The sequence below is a fragment of the Streptomyces sp. TSRI0107 genome, from assembly GCF_001905845.1.
Classification (GTDB): Bacteria; Actinomycetota; Actinomycetes; order Streptomycetales; family Streptomycetaceae; genus Streptomyces.
Genome location: NZ_LIVZ01000013.1, coordinates 191,907 through 210,914, shown reverse-complemented (window position 1 = coordinate 210,914; position 19,008 = coordinate 191,907). Strand labels below are relative to the sequence as shown.

Genomic DNA, 19,008 nt, shown 5'->3' with positions numbered 1-19,008 from the left:
GGGGCGGGGTGCGTGCCGGCAGCAATCCAGGGGGTTGGACGGTGGAGAGGCGCGGTCCCCGGTGACGGTGAGGAGGCGCGGTCCCCGGTCCCGTTGACGGCCGGGGGCCCGCGCTCAGGCCTCGGTGGTCGCGTGTTCGGCGACGGCGTCGTCCGGTGTCGCCGGTGTCGCTGGCGTCGCTGGCGTCGCTGGCGTCGCTGGCGTCGCGTCAGGCTTCGGCGCGAGGACGGCGGCCAGGGCCACGGGAGTCGCGCGTTCCATCACCTGGGCCAGGGTGGCCGCCGGGTTCAGTTGCTCGCGCAGCCGCTGGAGCAGTCGGGCGGCGAGCAGCGAGTGCCCGCCCAGGGCGAAGAAGTCGTCGTCCACGCTCACGCGGTCCAGGCCCAGCACTTCGGCGAACGCGTCGGTCACCACGCGCTCGGCGGGCGTTCGCGGCTCGCGTACCTCGGCCGGCCGGCGCGTCGGCTCGGGCAGGGCGCGGCGGTCGACCTTGCCGTTGACCGTCAGCGGCATGGCGTCGAGCACCACGATCTGGGAGGGCAGCATGAAGTCCGGCAGGACATGTGCGAGTTCCTCGCGCAGTGCGGTGCCGTCCAGGGGCGTTCCGGTTGCGCCGGATCCGGCCGCGTAGCCGGTCAGCTCTTTGCCGCCGCGTCCGTCCGGGCGGGCCACCACGGCTGCCTGGACCACACCGGGCAGGGCGGCCAGGGCGGCCCGTACCTCGTCCGGCTCGATCCGGTGACCGCGGATCTTCACCTGGTCGTCGTTGCGGCCGATGAACTCGAAAGTGCCGTCCGGGTGTCGGCGGGCTAGGTCGCCGGTGCGGTACATCCGTGAGCCGGGTGGTCCGTACGGGTCGGCGACGAACCGCACGGAGGTCAGCCCCGGCCGGCCCAGGTAGCCGCGGGCCAGCTGGTCCCCCGACAGGTAGAGCTCTCCGGTCAGTCCGTCGGGGACCGGGCACAGCCCGGTGTCGAGCAGCATCGCCCGGGTGCCGGGCACCGGTTGGCCGATGCCGGGGCGGGCCGGCCAGTCGGCGGGCTCGCCGGGAACCTCGCCCGCGGTCACGACGTGGGTCTCGGCCGGGCCGTAGTGGTTGTGCAGTCGCTTGCCGCCCCGCTCGCACAGCGCGCGCAGCCGCCGGCCGACCACGAGCGCCTCGCCTGCCTGCACGAGGTGGCGCAGGTCGGGCAGCGACTCACGCTCACCGTCGGCGAACTCGCACAGTGCGGCGAGCACGGGGGTGGGGGCGAACAGCTCGGTCACCCGGTGCGCACGCAGCCATGCGGTCCACGCGGCGGCGTCGGCGCGGGTGTCCGCGTCCGGCACCGCGAGGGTCCGCCCGGTGCACAGCGCGGTGAGGACCTCCTGGGTGGCGACGTCGAACGCCATGGAGGTGAACTGTGCGGTCACCGAGCCGGTTTCGGCGGGCAGACGCCGCTCGTGCCAGTCCACCAGCCGGTCCAGGGCGGCACCGGGCATGACCACGGCCTTGGGCACGCCCTGCGTTCCGGAGGTGTGCACCACGTAGGCGGGGTGGCCGGGTAGGCGCGGCGGCCGGGTTCGGCGGCCGGTGGTGCCGGGCAGCGGCTCGGGAGGGACGTGATGCGGCTCGGGAGGGACGTGATGCGGCTCGGGAGGGACGTGATGAGCCTCGGGAGGGACGTGATGCGGCTCCAGCAGCATCCGGGTCGTCCCGTCCGGGATAAGTGCCAAGGCGTCGGCGAACTCGGCCTGCCACAGCAGAAGCTTCGGTCGGCCCTCGGCCGCCAGTGCCGCCACCCGCTGGGCGGGGTGGCGGGGGTCGAGCCACAGGTAGGCGGCACCGGCCTTCAGGACCGCCAGCATCGCCGCGACCGCGTCCCGCCCGCGGCGCAGGCACAGAGCGACCACGTCCTCGGGCCCCACGCCCCGGTCGGCCAGCTCCTCGGCCAGCCTCTCGGAGGCCAGGTCGAGGCCCTGGTAGTCAAGGGTGCCCGCGGTGTCCACCACAGCCGCCCGTCCGGGTGCCGACCGCACCTGCGCGGCGAACCGCTCCAGTACGGGTACGGGTACGGCCGTCGCCGGTCGATCCCTGTGCTCCGCGGCCGGGGGCCGGGCCGCCGTCGGCACCGTGCCGATCGGCTGCGCCGAGGGTACGGACAGGTCGGCCGCCAGCGCGTCCAGCGCCGCCAGAAGCCGGGCGCCGACTACCCGCGCACCGTCCTCCGTCAGCCGCCCCGGCCGGTACTGGACCCGGACGGTGATGCGCTCGCCGGGCGAGATCAGCAGGCACAGCGGGTAGTGGGTGCCGTTCTCCACCCGGCTGGAGGTGACCCGCAGGTCCGGGCCCCAGCGGGTCGCGAAGGCGTCGGTGTACGTCTCCAGCACGGCGACGGTGTCGAACAGTTCGCGCAGCCCCGTGGACCGGGTGATCTGCGCCAGTCCGAGGTGCTGGTGCGGCATCATCGCGGTCCGCTGCTCCTGGAGGGCCGCCAGCAAGTCGCCCCGGTCGGCCGCCGCGGCGGTGTCCACCCTCACCGGCACCGCGTTGTTCATCAGGCCGACCATGGACTCGACCCCGGACAGGTGTGGCGGGCGGTCGGCCACGACCGTGCCGAAGACCACGTCGGTACGGCCGGTCAGCTGTGCCAGCACCAGCCCCCAGGCGCCCAGGATCACGGTGTTGAGCGACAGCTCCCGCTCCCGGGCCCGGGCCCGCAGGGCGGCCGTACGCTGCGCTGACAGCTCCAGCAGGACCGTGCGCGGACGGCCGTGTTCACCGGGGACCGGGGAGGTCAGCAGCGTCGGCTCGGTCACGCCGGCCAGCAGTTCCTGCCACGTCTTGCCGGCCAGCTCGACGTCCTGCCTTGCGACGTGGCGCAGGTAGGCGAGCGCCGAGGGCCGCGGGGCGGGGGCCGGCGCGGCGCCGGACGCGGCCGAGCCGTACAGCTCGGCCAGGTCGGCCAGGGCCACCTGCATCGACCAGCCGTCCATGAGGATGTGGTGGTAGCTGAGAAGCAGCCGGGATCGTCCTGGGCCAAGGCGCAGCAGCACCGCTCGCAGCAGCGGGGGCGAGGCCAGGTCGAACGGCTCGTCCCGGTCCCGGCGGGCCTCCTCCTCGGCGGCCCGCTCACGCTCGTCCCGCGGGAGCCGGGACAGGTCGGCTTCCCGCAGCGGCACCTCGACCGCCGCAGGCACGGTCTGCACCGCCTGCCCCTGGCAGTTCCACCGGAATCCGGCCCTCAGCGCCGGGTGCTGGGTCGTCAGCGCGGCCACCGCGGCGCGCAGTGCCCCGGCGTCCACCGGCCCGTCCAGGTCCAGGACCGTCTGGACGTGGTACGGGTCGCTCGCGCCGTCCGCCCGGTGGGCGTGGTAGAGCAGTCCCTCCTGGAGCGGCGAGCACGGCCACTGCTCCTCCGTACGTTGTGCAGGTACGGCCGCTCTCCCGGTCTGCTCCCGAGGAGCGGCGGCGGCAGAGGCTCGGGCGAACGCGGGCAGGACATCGGCCCACTCCTGCGCCAGGCCCGCCACGTCCCGGCCGTCGACCAACCGCGCCGACCAGCGCCAGACGGCCGTGAGCAGGGGTTCGCCGGAGCGTTCGTCGACCACCGCGTTGATCTCCAGCGGGTGCGACAGCGGCTGCCGAGCGGCCCGGTGGATGCCGAGCACGGGTGCCTCGGCGGCGTACGGCCACGGGTCGCGGCCCGGCGCGCCGTACCGACCGAGGTAGTTGAAGAGCAACGGCCGGGCCGGGGCCGCGGCCAGCAGTCCCGCGGCCTGCGGGTGCAGGTGGCGCAGCAGGCCGTAGGAGGAGCGGTCCGCCGGCAGTTCCTGCCACTGCCGACGGATCTCGCGCACTGCCTCTGCCAGCGCCGCTTCCTCCTCGGCGGGGTCGGCCGCGGGGCGGGCCGCCCTCTCGGGGCACTCGAGCCGGACCGGGAACATGCAGGTGAACCATCCGACGGTGGCGGAGGCGTCAGCGGGCGGCCCGGCCGCGTCCCGGCCGTGTCCCTCCGTGTCGAGCACCAGGACGCGTGAGCCGCCGCGCCGGGCCGAGGCGACGGCCAGCGCGGTCAGCAGCAGCTCCTGCGGGGTGGCACCGAAGTGCGCCGGGGCGCCGGTCAGCAGCGCCCGGCCGACCTCGGGCGGCAGTACGGACTCCATGGTCCGCGAGGTGGCGATAGTGTCCGACTCGGCGTTCAGGGACCCGCCGACGGGGCAGGCCGTGGGCGCCGCGAGGCTAGCGGCCCGCCAGTGCGGCAGCGTGGCCAGCACCTCCGGGGACGTGGCCCGGGCGTTGTGCCGCTGCACCCATTGCCGGTAGGGGGTGCTCGTTCCCCAGGCGCCGAGCGCCTGCGGGTCCTCGGCGGCCCTGGCCAGGTCCGGCAGGAGTACCTGCCACGAGACGCCGTCGATCACGAGGTGATGCACGGCCAGCAGCAGTCGGCCGGGCCGCCCGGGGCCCCGGTCCCACCAGACCGCGCGCAGCAGTTCCCCGGCGGGCGGATCCAACGCACGCATGGCGCGCAGGACCTCGGCCTGGACGTCGGCCGCCGAAGGTCCGTCGGGCACAGTCCGCAGGTCCACTGTGGCCAGCAGCCGCGCCGCGTCCACCTCGCCCGGTGGCAGCACCTCGGGCTGCCACACCGCCTCCGGGGACGGGTCGGGCAACCGGGTGCGCAGCGCGTCGTGCCGGTCGAGCACTGTCCCAAGTGCCGCCACGAGCGCCTGGTGCTCCAGTCCGGGGGGCGTCTCCACCAGCATCGACTGGACGAACTCGGCTGTTCCCGCGCCCTGTTCCCGCAGCCACAGGGCGATCGGCGGCAGGTCGAGGGGCCCGGTGGCCGAGAGGTGCAACAGGTCCGCGGCCGGGGCCGCCGCCTGCGCTGCGGCGGCCAGGGCACCGGGGGTGCGCAGCCGGAACACGTCCTGCGAGCTGATCGCCACGTTCTCCCGCCGCACCCGGCTGACCAACCGCATCGCGACGATGCTGTCGCCGCCGAGGGCGAAGAAGTCGTCCTCGGTGCCGACCGCGGGCAGGCCGAGCAGCTCCGCGAAGGCGGCGCACAGGGCCTTCTCCGCGGCCGTGCTCGGCACACCCGCACCGACTGCACCGGCGCGCAAGGCAGCGGGCGCGGGCAACGCCGCCCGGTCGACCTTGCCGTTCACCGTCAGCGGCAGTGCGTCGAGCAGCACCACCGCTGAGGGCACCAGGTAGTCGGGCAGCCGTCGGGCCAACTCCGCGCGAAGCCCCTCCGCGCCGGCGGTGGCGCGGCCGTGCTCGGGGACCGCATACCCGATCAACCGCCCTTCGCGGACCACTACGGCTGCCTGTGCCACCCCGGGCAGCGCGGCCAGGGCGGCGCGCACCTCACCCGGCTCCACCCGGTGGCCTCGGATCTTGACCTGGTCGTCGTCGCGCCGCAGGTACTCCAACGCCCCGCTCGGGCCCCGTACGGCGAGGTCGCCGGTGCGGTACATGCGGGCACCGGCCGGGCCGTACGGGTCGGCGACGAAGCGTTCGGCGGTCATCGCGGGCTGGTTCAGATACCCGAGTGCGACCTGCTCCCCCGCGACATACACCTCGCCGGGTTCGCCGGCGGGGACCTCGGCCAGATCCGGGCCCAGCAACCGCACCGCGGCACCGGGCAGACCGTCGCCGATCGGCACCCGGCCCGTTCCCACCGGCTCGCCGGGAGCCAGCAGGTGTCGAGTGGTGAACGTGGTGCACTCGGTCGGGCCGTAGACGTGACCGAGCACCAACTGCGGGCAGGCGGCGCGGACTCGGGCGAATGCCCGCGGGTCGGCCGCCTCGCCGCCGGTGAGCACGGTGTGCAGCCCGCGCAGCGTGCCCGGGGCGTCAGCGGCGATCTGACCGAACCAGGCGGCGGTGAGGAAGACGCCGGTGACGCCGTGGGCGGAGACCAGAGCGGCCAGCCGGTGCGCATCCACCCGGTCCTCGGCGGGGACGACGACGGTGCCGCCTCGGGTGAGCGGCACCCACAGGTCGTAGCTGAGGGCGTCGAAGCCCAGTGCCGAAACCAACGCGGTGACGCGGTGACCGGGCCCGTCCCAGTGCGGGTCGGCGGCGAAGCGCCCGAGGTTGCGATGGGTGAGCTGGACGCCCTTGGGCCGCCCGGTCGAGCCCGAGGTGTAGAACACGCAGGCGACACGGTCGCATTCACCGTCTGGACCGTCCGGTCCGTCCGGTCCGTCCGGTCCGTCCGGAGACAGCTGAGCGCGGAGGGTCTCGGGCAGGCCGGGTACCGGGATGATCACGGGGCCGGGGCTGGGGCCGGGGCCGGGGCCGCCAGTGTCCGTCCCGGTCGGGACGAGGACGGCCGAGCAACGGGCGTCCGCCTGGATGGCCTCCAGCCGTTCGGCGGGGGTACGCGGGTCGAGGACCACGGCGGCGCCGCCGACCTCGAAGACCGCCAGCAGCGAGGCAACCAGCCCAGCCGAGCGAGGCATCCTCAACGCGACCGTACTTCCCGGGCCCGCTCCGCTCTCGCGCAACCGGGCCGCCACCGCGGCCGCCCAGCAGGAGAGTTCACGGTACGACCAGCGTTGACCGCCCTCCTCCACGAGGGCGGTCGCATCCGGCCGGTTATGTGCGGAAGCCGCGAAAGCTCGATGCACTGGCAAGGGGATGGCGTGCTCACGTGGCGCGCCTGGCTGCATGTCTGCGGTCGCTGAAACGATCACCAAACCATCCAAACGCACTGCGCGGCCGGCCTCGCAGGGCGTAATCCGAATGGCGTAGTCTCGCCGCTCGATCGGATTACAAGTCTTCTTGTAGTGCGTGGTGTTGGGCAGGTTGTAGGGCGTGCGTGGCAGTGCGAGCTGCGCACGAGGCCCGCCCACCTCGTTCGCCCGCTGGTCGAGCGCCTGTTCCGCGAACATCGCGGCCATCACCCTTGCCACCGTGCTGTACAGCGCAATGGACGATGATGGACGCATGCCAACAGACGAGGGCGAGATCGCTCTGAGTATGCAAGACCTGCGTGAGGTCACCGCGTTCGCGGCGGCGTGCGCGGAAGTGGTGCTGGAGGTATTCGAGGCCGATCAGCCTGACGACTCGCGGCCTCAGGATGCCATCGGTGCCGCGTGGGAGTTCGCCCGGGGTGGTCGGCGAGGAAAGTCCCTGCGCGACACGGCGTGGGCGGCCCTCAAGGCAGCCAAGAGCGCGGACACTGATGCTGCGCGAGAGGCAGCGCGGGCAGCGATGTCCGCGGCAGGCGCCGCCTACCTGCATCCGCTGGCCAAGGCCACCCAGGTCAAGCACATTCTCGGAGCCGCCGCTCACGCGGCCAGGGCAGCGGAACTCGCTGCCGGCGATGATCCAGCCATTGGTGCCGAACACGTCGAGCGGGCAGGGCATCGCGCAATGCCGGTGGTCGTGGAAGTACTCAAACGCTTCCCAGCGGCACCGGGAGGTGGTGGACGGGTTGGTGAATTGACGCGCATGCTGGACGCTGACCTTCGTTCCCGCAACTTCAGTGAGCCGTCGTCACCTTGAGGTGACGTCAGCGGGGCGACGTGACGTGACCGCGTTCTGTCGGGGGCGGGACCAGTTCCAAGCCGACGCATGCGCTCGTCAGGCTTCCGAGGTGACGCAGTCCTCCAGATGCGCGGCCAGATCAGGATCGGGCTTGGGGATGGTGCCGAAATCGGCGTCGTTGTCGACGTCCAGGCGGCGGACGGCCTCGGCGAGGGAGTCGGAAAGTGGGACCACCAACAGCGGTGTAGTGGTGTCATCGATGACCGCCGCCGAGTCGTCGACCTCGTAGACGGTGAGGAAGGTCACGCTCCGCGAGGGCGGGGGCCAAGCGTCGTCCCGCCATGGCGACGGCGTGACTTGGAGCTTCGGGTTCTCGTCCAGCCGACGCAGCTCGCTTGTCTGGTCGTACCAGAGCCTCGCGTCCCGAAGTTCGCTGTGCTGCAGATGGTGCAGGTAGAGGCAGTGAGCGGCGGTGGAGGAGTCGGCGCCGGCGGCGAACTGCCACCAGAACTGCGCGGCTTCGTGCCGATCGGCGAGGTACAGCAGGCATGCAAATGCCAAGGCGCCACCGGGTTCGATGGTGGCTCGGTCATCGACCAGGAGCGCCATCGCCGCGATCGCAGCCGGATCGTGGACGACGTGTGAGCACAGGGCCTGCAACTCGTGGGCGGCGCGCTCATGCAGGGCCGCTGGAACAGCGCAGCGGATGTCGTCCGAGGTGCGGCCTGCGGCGCCGCTGGCGGTACGGATCCAACGGGCGCGGTCTTCGAGGTCGGTGGCGCTGTCCCACACCACGCGACGGGCGATCCGGTCCAGCGCGGCGCGCTCGTCGAAGTCCGCGTACTCGTCCGTCAGGACCTCGGCGTCGGCCAGCACCTCATCGACAGGCGGCTGCCTGGTACTCCCCCGGTTCATCCTTCCTCCTCTTCCATGCCTTCCGCTGCCCAGTCGATCCCCAGATCGCGGGAGAGGCGCCGACGCGCTCCGCGCAGGTGGCTTCGCACCGTCCCATAGGAGATGCCCATCAGCTCCGCCACTCGCCGCATGGGGTGACCAAGCACGAAGCGCAGCAGAATCACGTCGTACTGACGCTCCGGCAGCCGAGCTATCGCTGCGTACAGGCCCAGTTTGGACTCCAGGACGGTGAACCGGGCCCGGCTCGCCCGGCGCACAGCGGCGAATGCGGCCGTCTCCACGAGTGCCAGGCTCCGTCCCTCTATGTCCAGGCGGCGGACCACCTCTCCTTTGAGGGCTGCCCAGGCATACGCATCGACATTGGGCTGTTGCAGCACATGCGTCCAAGCCCGCGCCAGTTGAACGAAGACGTCCTCGACGACCTGCTCGGCCTCTGCACGGCTGCCCAACTGGACATGCGCATAGCGCAGATACGCCTTGTGCTGCCTGCTGTAGAACGCGACGAAGGTGTTCGGCAGCACAGCGGCCAGGTCATCCCGCACTGCCTGATCCGCCCACGGGTCGGGCTGCTGATCGCTCACAGGCTCTCCTTCAGGCGCTCGTCACCGACGCCGCTGCGCCGGCTCGCGGGCTCCCCCCGCCGGCACTGTGCGGCAAGCTGCACCGCGCCGACCCGCACGCCTGCACTCGGCAGGCGCTTGCCCAGTGGACGGATGTCACCTGCGACAACCCGGACCGCGACCACCCCTGTCAGCACATGAGCAGCCATGTCGAGATCCACTTGCCTCGAAATCCTTCCCGTTCGGTGACCGGTGCCGGGCCGGCCGGCCCCCGCCGTCGACACGGAAGAGCGGTAGCGCCCTCATCGATCAGCCAACCGAAAAGGGAAGGCAAGTGTGCACGCCGAACCCAGAAATTCTTGGGAACCGTATGCATTCCATTACTCACGCGCCCCTGTAGAGCGCGTGCGCCGTCCCTCCCCGCGCCCGACAGCGGCCGCACAACACCGGAGCGGGCGCTGCCAGACAGGCAGGGCCGACTCCCTCCGCGCGTCACCGGCGGAGACGGCGATCCCGACAGCGAGCCAACGGGGGCGGGGACGACTGCCGACGCCGGTTCGTCGTCCGTGTCCGGGGTGGCGAACAGCAGGGGCTGGGGCCGGAACCGATGACGATGACCTCGCGTGCCTCGTCGGGCTGTGTCGCGGAGTTCACGCCTCCTGTTGGGCGTCGATCTCGGCGATGAGGGCCTCGATGCGGGTCTTGATCTCGTCGCGGATCGGGCGGACGGCGTCGACGCCCTTGCCTGCCGGGTCTTCCAGTGCCCAGTCGAGGTACTTCTTGCCGGGGAAGATCGGGCAGGCGTCGCCGCAGCCCATCGTGATGACGTAGTCGGACGCCTGGACGGCCTCAGTGGTGAGGATCTTCGGCTTGGCGGTGGAGATATCGATGCCGACCTCCTGCATCGCCTCAACAGCCGCAGGGTTGACCTGGTCGCCGGGGATGGAACCGGCAGAGCGAACCTCGACGCGGTCGCCCGCGAGATGCCGGAGGAAACCGGCGGCCATCTGCGAACGGCCGGCGTTGTGGACGCAGACGAACAGCACGGAGGCGAGCGGAGCGGAGGACATGCGTTCTTCCTTCACAAGGGTGAGTGGCAGGTACTGCAGGGTTTCAGGTGCTCGGCAGGCTGGCGATCGAGTCGGTGATGCGCGGTCGATGTCGATGTCGTCCCGGACTGACGGACGACTCCGATCGGAACGCCGCCGGCACCCGCTGCAGCACTGCGCCCGGCACGCCCTGGACGTAGGCGAGGGTGTCGAGGCGTTCGGCGGTGAAGCGCTCGGCCGGCTCGACCAGGTGCGTGGTGACGGAGGCGGCGCCAGCCGGGCGCTGGTAGGAGCCGGTGAGCAGACCCTTGACGGTTCGGGCCGAGACGTGCGACGCCGGCGGCCAGACGCTCGTCGGACGGGGAAGAGAAGGGCGGGGGTGGGAACGGCGGACATGGACAGACCCTTTCGACGGGTCACAGGTCAGCCCCAACTGATATCAGCATCAGGTGATGTGACACTATCAGCCCATGATGCCGTCAGTCGACGCTGACCTGATCCGGGCGCTGGCCGACCCGCTCAGGCTCCAGATCGTGGCCCTGCTCGCCCACGAAACGCTGTGCACCACCCACCTGGTGGAGGAGACCGGCGCCAAGCAGACGAACCTCTCCAACCACCTGAAGGTCCTGCGCGAGGCCGGAGTCGTCGATACCGAGCCGTGCGGACGCTTCACCTACTACAAGCTCCGCCCGGACGTCGTCGCCTCGCTCGCCGGGCAGTTCGCCGACCTGGCCGAGCGGGCCCGCACCGCCGCCGACAACAAGAGGGCCTGCCCGTGACCCGCACTGGAGCGCCCGCGACGGCACAGGAAGCATCCGTCGTCGCCAAGCTCTCCACGCTCGACCGCTACCTCGCCGTATGGATCCTCATCGCCATGGCCGTCGGCCTCGGGCTCGGGCGGGTGATCCCCGGACTGGACGACGCGCTGGCGAAGGTGGAGATCGGCGGCATCTCCCTGCCGATCGCGCTCGGCCTGCTGATCATGATGTATCCGGTCCTGGCCAAGGTCCGCTACGACAAGCTCGACACCGTCACAGGCGACAGGAAGCTGGTGATCTCCTCGCTGATCATCAACTGGATCCTCGGACCTGCGGTGATGTTCGCGCTGGCGTGGATTTTCCTGCCGGACCTGCCCGAATACCGCACCGGCCTGATCATCGTCGGCCTGGCCCGCTGCATCGCCATGGTCATCATCTGGAACGACCTCGCCTGCGGCCATCGCGAAGCAGCCGCCGTCCTCGTCGCGCTGAACTCGGTCTTCCAGGTCCTGGCCTTCGGCCTGCTCGGCTGGTTCTACCTCGACTTGCTGCCCGGCTGGCTGGGCCTCGGCGACGGCGAGCACCTGGACATCTCCATGTGGAAAATCGCAGCGAACGTCGTCATCTTCCTCGGCGTCCCGCTGCCGGCCGGCTTCCTGACCCGCCGGATCGGCGAGCAGAAGATGGGCCGCGAGAGCTACGAGCAGAAGTTCCTGCCGAAGATCGGGCCGTGGGCGCTGTATGGGCTGCTGTTCACGATCGTCATCCTCTTCGCCCTGCAGGGAAAGACGATCACCTCGCAGCCGCTGGACGTCGCCCGGATCGCGCTGCCGCTGCTGGTGTACTTCGCGGTGATGCGGTTCGGCACGTTCACGCTGGGCAAGGCCATCGGCCTCCCCTACGACCGCACCGCCACCCTCGCCTTCACCGCCGCCGGCAACAACTTCGAGCCGGCCATCGCGGTCGCCATCGCCACCCTCGGCGTAACCTCCGGCCAGGCCCTCTCGGGCGTCGTGGGCCCGCTCATCGAGGTGCCGGTGCTCGTCGCGCTGGTGTATGTCTCGCTGGCATGGCGGCGGACGTTCACGGTCGCGCAGCCGGGTGCATGACGCAGCACGATCCTGGGAGGCGATCCGGCACCAGGCGCCAGCGCGTCGTCGTGATCGGCGGCCAGCGGGAACTCCGGCGCTCAGATCGTCGCCGACCTCGGGCTGGACAGCGGTTTCGAGGTGCCCCTGTGCCCGCAACTCTTCCTGGCTGAAGACATCGACGGCCGCCCCTCGATGCCGAACGCAGCGACACCGGCGGGATGCCTCGCTCGGCGACATCGTCGCTGCGCCGCCCGTCCGCGCCGCCCTCGACGCGGGACTCGTGACCGCGAAACCGATGTTCGCCCGGCTCACCTCCGACGACGTCCGGCGGGCCGACGGCAGCCAGACCCGCGCGGTTGCGGTGATCTGGTGAACCGGATGCCACCCGGTGTTGGCCCAACTCGCCCTGCTGAACCTGCGCGGCGCGCGCGGACACATCCCCACCGACGGCAGGCGCGCCCTTGGAGCGCCGCGGCCGCACTTGCTCGGCTACGGCGCCTGGACCGGCCCGGCCTCGGCCACTCGCATGGCAACCGCCCGCCTCGTCCACTACCACTTCTTGCGACCGCTCGCCGCCGCAGCGTCCCCGGACGTGACGAGCAGGAGCCCGGGTGGGGTCATCCCGCAGCCGAGGCACCCACGAGCAGCTGGCCCATGACGGCGAGCACGGACGGCTGAACCCGGTAGTACACCCAGGTGCCTCGCCGCTCGGAAGTCAGCAGCCCCGCCTCCTTCAACTTCTTCAGGTGGTGGGACACCGTGGGCTGGGAGACGCCGACGTCGGAGATGTCGCATACGCACGCCTCGCCGCCCTCGTGCGAGGCCACCGCGGAGAACAGCCGAAGACGGACCGGGTCACCGAGCGCCTTGAACATCCGCGCGGCCGTCTCGGCCTCCTCGGCGGTCATCGGGCGCTCGGTCAGTGGCGGGCAGCACGGCGCCACGCTCCGGCCCTCGGCTTCGAGCAGCGGCAGCACCTTCGCATTCGACATGCGTCTATGTTGACACACGTCGAACCAGAGCGGGGAGGCCCGTCACCGACTCGCAAGGTGGACAGCCAGAAACCGAGCCACGCGGTCCGCATCCCGGTCGACGCCACACAGGGACTCTCGACGACAGGCTGCGCCGCACCTCCGGCCCGGCATACGCGAGCCCCGGCACCCCAGTCGCGGGGCCATCGCGGTGCCGAGGGTTCCCGTCGGCACCCAGGCGCCATCCGAGGGGGCGAGGCACGGCAGGTCGGGGGCGGTAGCCGGTGGCGAGTGCGTTCGCGTCGACCCCCTCCCGCCCCCCGCCCGACCAAGCGAACTCGGCCCCCTCAACGCGCCGACCGAGGGGCGCGGCATCCAGGCCGGTGCGGGTCAGCCAGAAGTGCAGGTCGTGACCAGGACGCGCTGAGCCGCGAGCATCACCGGCCCGCAGGGGGGGGCGAGCGTGACACTTGCCGTTTCGGCAAATTCGGCAGCGATCTGCACCGCGGAGCCGTCGGCCCCCGACCACGACCTGGCCGCACGGTTGGATGCCTGAAGCATCACCGGCCGCACACCGCGCCGCTGGAAGGCATGAGTGATGGCGAGTCCAGACTGCCACCACCGATCACGGCGACGTGGAGGCGCTCCATCAGCAGTCTCACCCTCCCCGCCCTCACAGATCGACGAACGTCTATGTTGACGTTCGTCAATGCAGGCGCCATGCTGGGTGGCGCAATCCATCGACAGATGTCGAAACATGCAAGGAGTCGCCGTGACCGCGCCCGCCATCACCGAGCTGCCCGTCGTCGTGATCGGAGCCGGACCCGCCGGTCTGGCCGCCGCCGCGCACCTGATCGACCAGGGCATCGAACCCCTGGTATTGGAGGCGGGACCCACTGCCGGCGCCGCAGTACGCGAGTGGTCGCACGTGCGCCTGTTCTCCACCTGGGGCGAGGTCGTCGACCCGGCCGCCGAGAAGCTCCTCGCCCCCACCGGCTGGACCAGGCCCGACCCGGCCACCTACCCCACCGGCGGCGACTGGGCCGACCTCTACCTCCAGCCGCTCGCCGAGGTCCTCGGCGACCGCGTCCGCCTCGGCGCCACCGTCACCGGTGTCTCGCGCACCGGCCGGGACCGAATCGTCGACGCCGACCGCGAGCAGCAGCCGTTCGTCGTGCACGTTGCCCACGCCGACGGCCGTGAGGAGCGCGTCTTCGCCCGCGCAGTCATCGACGCCTCTGGCACCTGGAGCACGCCGTCTCCGGCTGGCGGCAGCGGACTGCCCGCGCTCGGAGAGAAGGCCGCCGCGGACCGGATCACCTACCGCGTCCCAAACCTCAAGGACCCGGCCGTCCGCGCCCGGTACGCGGGCAAGCGCACCGCTGTCATCGGCGCGGGCGCCTCCGCGTTCACCGCCCTCGCCTACCTCGCCGACCTGGCGAAGTCCGGCGACGGCGCGGGGACGAAGGGAGTGTGGATCCTGCGCCGGGGCATCTCAGGCTCCACCTTCGGCGGCGGAGAGGCCGACCAGCTCCCGGCGCGCGGGGCCCTGGGCCTGGCGGCGAAGACCGCCGTCGACGAGGGCCACGCGGATGCGGTCACCGGCTTCCGTACCGAGGCGATCGAGCGCGCCGACAACGGCCGCCTGATCCTGGTCGGCGAGGACGGACGCCGCCTGGATCCGGTCGACGAGGTGATCGTGCTGACCGGCTTCCGCCCCGACCTGTCTTTCCTGAACGAACTGCGCCTGGGCCTGGACGAGCGCCTGCAGGCGCCGGTCGCGCTGGCTCCGCTGATCGACCCCAACCAGCACTCCTGCGGCACCGTCTACCCGCACGGCCACCGCCAGCTCTCCCACCCGGAACAGGGCGTGTATCTGGTCGGGATGAAGTCCTACGGCCGCGCCCCGACGTTCCTGGCGATGACCGGCTACGAGCAGGTCCGCTCCGTCGCCGCCGCGCTCGCCGGCGACCTAGCCTCCGCCGACCGCGTGGAACTCACCCTGCCCGAAACCGGAGTCTGCGGAGGCGCGGGCCTGTTCGACGCCCCCGACGCCGCCCAGGGCGACGGCGGAGGCTGCTGCACCCCCGCACTCCAGCTCGTCCAACTCGGCGCCCCCACCGCGACCGGGGCGACTGCCGAGCGGGCCCCGGCGGGCGGCTGCTGCGACTCGTGACCGACCTGGGCACGCCCACACGTGGGACCCCGACCGGAACAGGGGACCATGCGCGACCGACCGTCCCTCCCGCTCACGACCGCCTTCACCCTGTCCGGCTTCGCGATGTACGCCGTAGTCGCCGCCCTCGTCCCGCGCCTCCTGAAAGGCGGGTACACCACCGGCCAGGCCGCCTGGGCCCTCTGCGTCATCGGCGTCATCGGCGTCATCGGCGTCGGCCAGACCCTGGCTGCACCCTGTACGCCGCGCTCGCCCCGCCGCCACAGCCCGCACAACCATCTTGGTCACACTCGGCGGACTGACCACCGCCGCCTTCGCCGCCGCCTCCAGCCCGTACGCCCTGCTCATCGCCCCGCCGTACCCATGTGGCGCGGATCCAGGGGACTCCGCGGGTGGTCGCGAGCACAGGCAGCCGCCTCCGCCGTGCGGCGGAGGCGGTTACAACCTGCGGACGATGCCAGAAACCGGGTGGGTGGCGACGATCAAGACGCATGCCATCACTCGCCGAGACAGGAGCCTCACCGTGCTCAAGTGGACCCTGCGTGCCACCGCCGTCCTCGCCATCGTCGCCGCAATCGTCACCCCCGTCGCCGTGACCGGACCCGAATCAGTAGTCACCACAGCCGCCGTCGCCGTGTCGGCATCCGCACTCGACGCTCCAAGGACTGAGCTCACTCTCGCCATGTAGGGGAAAGCGCGGTCGACCGGTGCACCGCCCACGCCCCCGGGCTCGCCCACACCCCGCAGCCCCAGCCGGTCGGTCCAGCGTCGACCTCTTCCCTGGGCTATCGCAGGGGGACTGTCGCCGTCGGACACCCATCGGCGCATCCCCCTCCACTCCTCTCTGCCAGGCGCAGCCGCCGGGCGGACCAGGACGCATTCCATCGCCAAACCGTCCATGCGGTGACGTCGGCGAACGGGCCGGAGTCTCGGCGAGCATTGCCAGGGCTTGACCGCGGGCTCGCTCCACGGCCTGGTGCTCGGTGACGATGCCGAGCCGCCGCACGTGCGCGTACTCGTCTACGTCCTTCCGCTGCCAGGCGGCCAGGCCGACTCGATGGCCAGGTCCACGGTGAAGGTGTCGACCCCCTCCGTGGTACGGCGAGTAAGGCGCTCAAAGTTGACGTACCAGTTCCGCAGCCCGCCACTGATGTAGAAGGCGTTGACACTGGCCCACGCCGTCGGCAGTGAGGTGAAGAGGAGAGCGGTTCCCTCGCTGACCGTTTCCGAGAGTCGGTGTACGGCACCGCATCCACATCGACCACCGCACCGCAGCCCGGCCGGTTCCCCTTGCTCGACAGACTCCGAGTCCGTCGCCTGCGCGGTCACGGAGTACCGGGGCCGCGACCCTGCCGGCCCAGGCGCCCCTGTCCTACACCGCCGCTGCGTCCCCCGCCGGCGTCCGCCGCGAGCTCCGGACGGCCTGTTCGGGCTGCAGCGGCGGCGCGGCCTGAATGTGCTGGGCGGCCTCTGCTGCGGTGTAGGGGGAGGCGAAGGTGAACGCGCGTGGGGACGGGCCGTGCGCCCGCAGGTCCGCCAGCCGTTCCAAGGCCTCGTCGACGGTGGGGAGGTGACCGACGGGGACCCACCAGAGCACCAGGTGGGCCTCGATGTGCCGCTCGAACCATTCGCGGCGCCGTCGCATCACCTCCAGATGCCCGCTGCGGTAGGTGAAGTCCCATAGGGCTTCCTGGGTCTCCCACACGGTCAGATTCACGATGACGTCCTCGCCCGCCGGGCGCAGCCCGGTGGCGTCGCCAGTCCCCTCCTCCACGAGCCGCCACACGAAGCCGGGCGCGCCGTCGGCGGCGGCGTTGACCGGGTCGAGCATCTCGACGAACGGCGACATACGCGGGTCGTCGAGGGGGTAGCGCAGCGTGGCGACGTTGAGCTGGGCAAGGTGGGCGGCATGCGCGGATGAGGTCATGACCTCATCCCAACACGCCCCTCTCTTCTATGTCAATCAGCATTGTTTTTAGAAGCTTCGACCACCACACAGCACTCCCCCGGTCGCGGTTCCATGCGCGCACGCACCTGGCCACCCGAGCCGAGCAGCCCCTCCAGCAGCGCAAGGTTCATGCCACAAACGAGCGGCGGGAAGCGCTCGGCTACGGCATGAAAGGGGCAGTTGCGCATACGGATGACAGTCGCCGCACCCCCCGACAACCCCCTGCCTCTTTCGGAGCCCTGGACACCCTTCACGTCGTCGACACCTTCGACACCTTCGGCGTCTTCGGCGTCTTCGGCATCTTCGGCGTCTTCGGCGTCTTCGGCATCTTCGGCGTCTTCCAGGTGCGGTTCGTAACCGCGGGCAGCCAGCATCGCCATGGCCTCCTCAAGGCCACCGCAGGGCGCCGCCGAGCCGCGCAGAGCCTCACCCCGACGATGCGCGGCCGCGCAGAGCTCGACGTCCAGGCCGGCCTGCTCGACAGTCTCGGCGAGCAACTCGGCGGCGGTGCGGTAATCGCGGGCGGGCAGCGACACCGACCGCTCGGCGCGTGCCCGCGTGTAGACCTTGGCGGGGCGGCCCGCCCCCGGCCCTGAGCGGCCCGTCAGGCGGCGACTACCGGTCTCCAGCAGCCCGACCTCCGCCAGCTTGTCCAGATGGTGGGCAGCAAGCGTGCGCGCCACCCCCGCCGCCTCGGCGGCCTCGTTTCGGCCAACCTCGCGACCTTGCGCCGCCACATACTCATACAGGCGACGTCGCACCGGATCTTGCAACACCGCGATCGCATCGATGTCTTCCATCCGGCCATTCTAGTAACAACACAGATTGGAGATAGAAGACGGGCCTCGATCCCGGCGCTCACCAATGCGTCCGATACGACGGCCGGATCGGCAAAGATCACGCGCCCATGCAAGGACAGCCCACCATCGCCGGCACCGTGCGCCAGCCACAGAGCCAGCAAACCGCATCCCAGGCGGCCCAAGCGTTACCAGAAACGCTGGAGAACTCCTTCCTTGAACACATGAGGGCTCACCGCCAAGTCACCCATAAAAGGGTAATCCAGCGTTACGATGAGGGTGGTGCTGAAGCCGAGCAATACACTCACTGCCATCACCAGAAAAAGGTGAGCGACGAGACTCTCAATCTCGAGCATGCAGACGAGGAGTGTGACCGCCAGGCCGCCGCCAAGAACCAGGGCGTAAAAGATCGGAGGCAGGCTATGGTCGCTCCGCTCGATCCGTTCACGCCGGTTGAGGATTAGCTCGTCCAGATTCTTGACCATGTCTCCGTAGAATACGGATTCCTTGGCTGAATCAGGCGTCAGCCGTTGAATTGTGGCGATTAGATTCTCGAGCGGCTGACTGGCCACGGTTACTTTTTTCCCAGCTTTCATGGTTGGCCACTCATCCTCCACGACATCATGAACATAGCGATCCACGGCACCGTCGACGGCCGCGCGCGCCTCGCCGTCGAAAACTTGCGCGTTCCGGACTAGCTGTGAAAGTGCCGTTGCCTCCTCTGCCACGTCCGTCTGTGCCGTCTGAAGTTCCTGCCACAGCACAACGATACTGAAAGCCAGAATCACGCCATAAATAGCTCCATATAGACCCAAAGCAACCGGCAGCCCTCCGTTCCACTTAGGGAGATATGGCTTGACAAATCGACGCACGACGGCGAGCAGAATGGCCCCTGCCAGGGCGAAGACTCCGACGACCAGCAAGACGAGTGCCGGCCCGGGCATATGGCTCAACAGCCATCGACTCACTTCAACAGCCCTTCTTCACAGTTGCGGCAACCGACGCGCGTGGCCGGCGCGGACATCGCATTAAGCCCGCGCTTCGCCCTCATGCTCATGAGAGCACGTCTCCCGGTCAGGCCGTCAGATACCACGCTGGCCGAGCCGATCGGAAAGGACACCCTGAAGTTGCCCTGTGGATCCAGGCAGGTGCATACCGGGGGGTGAGCCCAGGGAAATCAGTGCCAGGTGAGTCCCACAGTCGCTGCACGGCTTGTACAAGCGGGCTAAAGGCTGTCCCGTAACCGCTGGTGGCCGCGGG

The 19,008-nt window shown here is 70.8% G+C and carries 15 protein-coding genes; 5 read left to right on the top strand and 10 right to left on the bottom strand.

From position 1 onward, the window contains the following. Nucleotides 1-114: 114 nt before the first annotated feature. Entirely contained in the window at nt 115-6,663 is a 6,549-nt protein-coding gene (locus tag AMK31_RS31730) for a non-ribosomal peptide synthetase (RefSeq protein ID WP_241842782.1), read from the bottom strand. Between the two features lie 277 nt (nt 6,664-6,940). Here AMK31_RS31730 and AMK31_RS31725 point away from each other — a divergent pair, with 277 nt between their 5' ends. Next, nucleotides 6,941-7,501, top strand: coding sequence for a putative immunity protein (locus AMK31_RS31725; protein ID WP_073944147.1), 561 nt, complete (start codon nt 6,941-6,943; stop codon nt 7,499-7,501). Nucleotides 7,502-7,579: 78 nt separating this feature from the next. Here the strand turns inward: AMK31_RS31725 and AMK31_RS31720 are convergent, their stop codons facing one another. The 5 genes from AMK31_RS31720 to AMK31_RS42325 form a co-directional block, all read right to left on the bottom strand. Continuing rightward, nucleotides 7,580-8,359 carry a hypothetical protein gene (locus tag AMK31_RS31720; protein ID WP_143204278.1) on the bottom strand — a complete coding sequence of 260 codons (780 nt, stop codon included), beginning with the start codon at nt 8,357-8,359 and terminating at the stop codon, nt 7,580-7,582. A 35-nt stretch (nt 8,360-8,394) separates the two neighbouring features. Next, a complete protein-coding gene (locus AMK31_RS31715) occupies nt 8,395-8,979 on the bottom strand; it encodes an RNA polymerase sigma factor (protein WP_079187004.1) in 585 nt (194 codons plus the stop codon). After that, entirely contained in the window at nt 8,976-9,179 is a 204-nt protein-coding gene (locus AMK31_RS31710) for a hypothetical protein (RefSeq protein ID WP_073944145.1), read from the bottom strand. Before AMK31_RS31710 ends, AMK31_RS31715 begins: the two co-directional genes overlap by 4 nt. A 429-nt stretch (nt 9,180-9,608) precedes the next feature. Then, complete coding sequence (locus AMK31_RS31705) at nt 9,609-10,028, bottom strand: arsenate reductase ArsC (protein ID WP_073944144.1); 420 nt, start codon at nt 10,026-10,028, stop codon at nt 9,609-9,611. Between the two features lie 43 nt (nt 10,029-10,071). Next, complete coding sequence (locus tag AMK31_RS42325; protein WP_338013056.1) at nt 10,072-10,440, bottom strand: hypothetical protein; 369 nt, start codon at nt 10,438-10,440, stop codon at nt 10,072-10,074. Nucleotides 10,441-10,477: 37 nt separating this feature from the next. On the opposite strand from AMK31_RS42325, the gene AMK31_RS31700 reads away from it, so the two are divergent. Beyond that, nucleotides 10,478-10,786 (top strand): ArsR/SmtB family transcription factor, encoded by a 309-nt coding sequence (locus AMK31_RS31700; RefSeq protein ID WP_073944143.1) that lies wholly within the window; start codon nt 10,478-10,480, stop codon nt 10,784-10,786. Further along, nucleotides 10,783-11,874, top strand: coding sequence for an ACR3 family arsenite efflux transporter (arsB, locus tag AMK31_RS31695; RefSeq protein ID WP_073944142.1), 1,092 nt, complete (start codon nt 10,783-10,785; stop codon nt 11,872-11,874). The genes AMK31_RS31700 and arsB overlap by 4 nt, the downstream gene beginning before the upstream one ends. 599 nt (nt 11,875-12,473) lie before the next feature. Here the strand turns inward: arsB and AMK31_RS31690 are convergent. After that, nucleotides 12,474-12,848, bottom strand: coding sequence for an ArsR/SmtB family transcription factor (locus AMK31_RS31690; RefSeq protein WP_073944141.1), 375 nt, complete (start codon nt 12,846-12,848; stop codon nt 12,474-12,476). A 751-nt stretch (nt 12,849-13,599) separates the two neighbouring features. On the opposite strand from AMK31_RS31690, the gene AMK31_RS31685 reads away from it, so the two are divergent. Together AMK31_RS31685 and AMK31_RS40775 are read left to right on the top strand one after the other, a co-directional pair. Beyond that, entirely contained in the window at nt 13,600-15,003 is a 1,404-nt protein-coding gene (locus AMK31_RS31685) for an NAD(P)-binding domain-containing protein (protein WP_073944140.1), read from the top strand. 523 nt (nt 15,004-15,526) lie between these two features. After that, nucleotides 15,527-15,691 carry a hypothetical protein gene (locus AMK31_RS40775; protein WP_158074562.1) on the top strand — a complete coding sequence of 55 codons (165 nt, stop codon included), beginning with the start codon at nt 15,527-15,529 and terminating at the stop codon, nt 15,689-15,691. Between the two features lie 684 nt (nt 15,692-16,375). On the opposite strand, the gene AMK31_RS31670 is transcribed toward AMK31_RS40775, so the two are convergent. The 3 genes from AMK31_RS31670 to AMK31_RS31660 form a co-directional block, all read right to left on the bottom strand. Next, nucleotides 16,376-16,930, bottom strand: coding sequence for a DUF3291 domain-containing protein (locus AMK31_RS31670; protein ID WP_073944137.1), 555 nt, complete (start codon nt 16,928-16,930; stop codon nt 16,376-16,378). A gap of 32 nt (nt 16,931-16,962) precedes the next feature. Continuing rightward, the gene (locus AMK31_RS31665; protein ID WP_073944136.1) at nt 16,963-17,751 is read right to left on the bottom strand and encodes a helix-turn-helix transcriptional regulator; all 789 of its coding nucleotides are present in this window, start codon (nt 17,749-17,751) and stop codon (nt 16,963-16,965) included. A 185-nt stretch (nt 17,752-17,936) separates the two neighbouring features. Further along, nucleotides 17,937-18,716 carry a bestrophin-like domain gene (locus tag AMK31_RS31660; protein WP_073944135.1) on the bottom strand — a complete coding sequence of 260 codons (780 nt, stop codon included), beginning with the start codon at nt 18,714-18,716 and terminating at the stop codon, nt 17,937-17,939. Nucleotides 18,717-19,008: the final 292 nt, after the last annotated feature.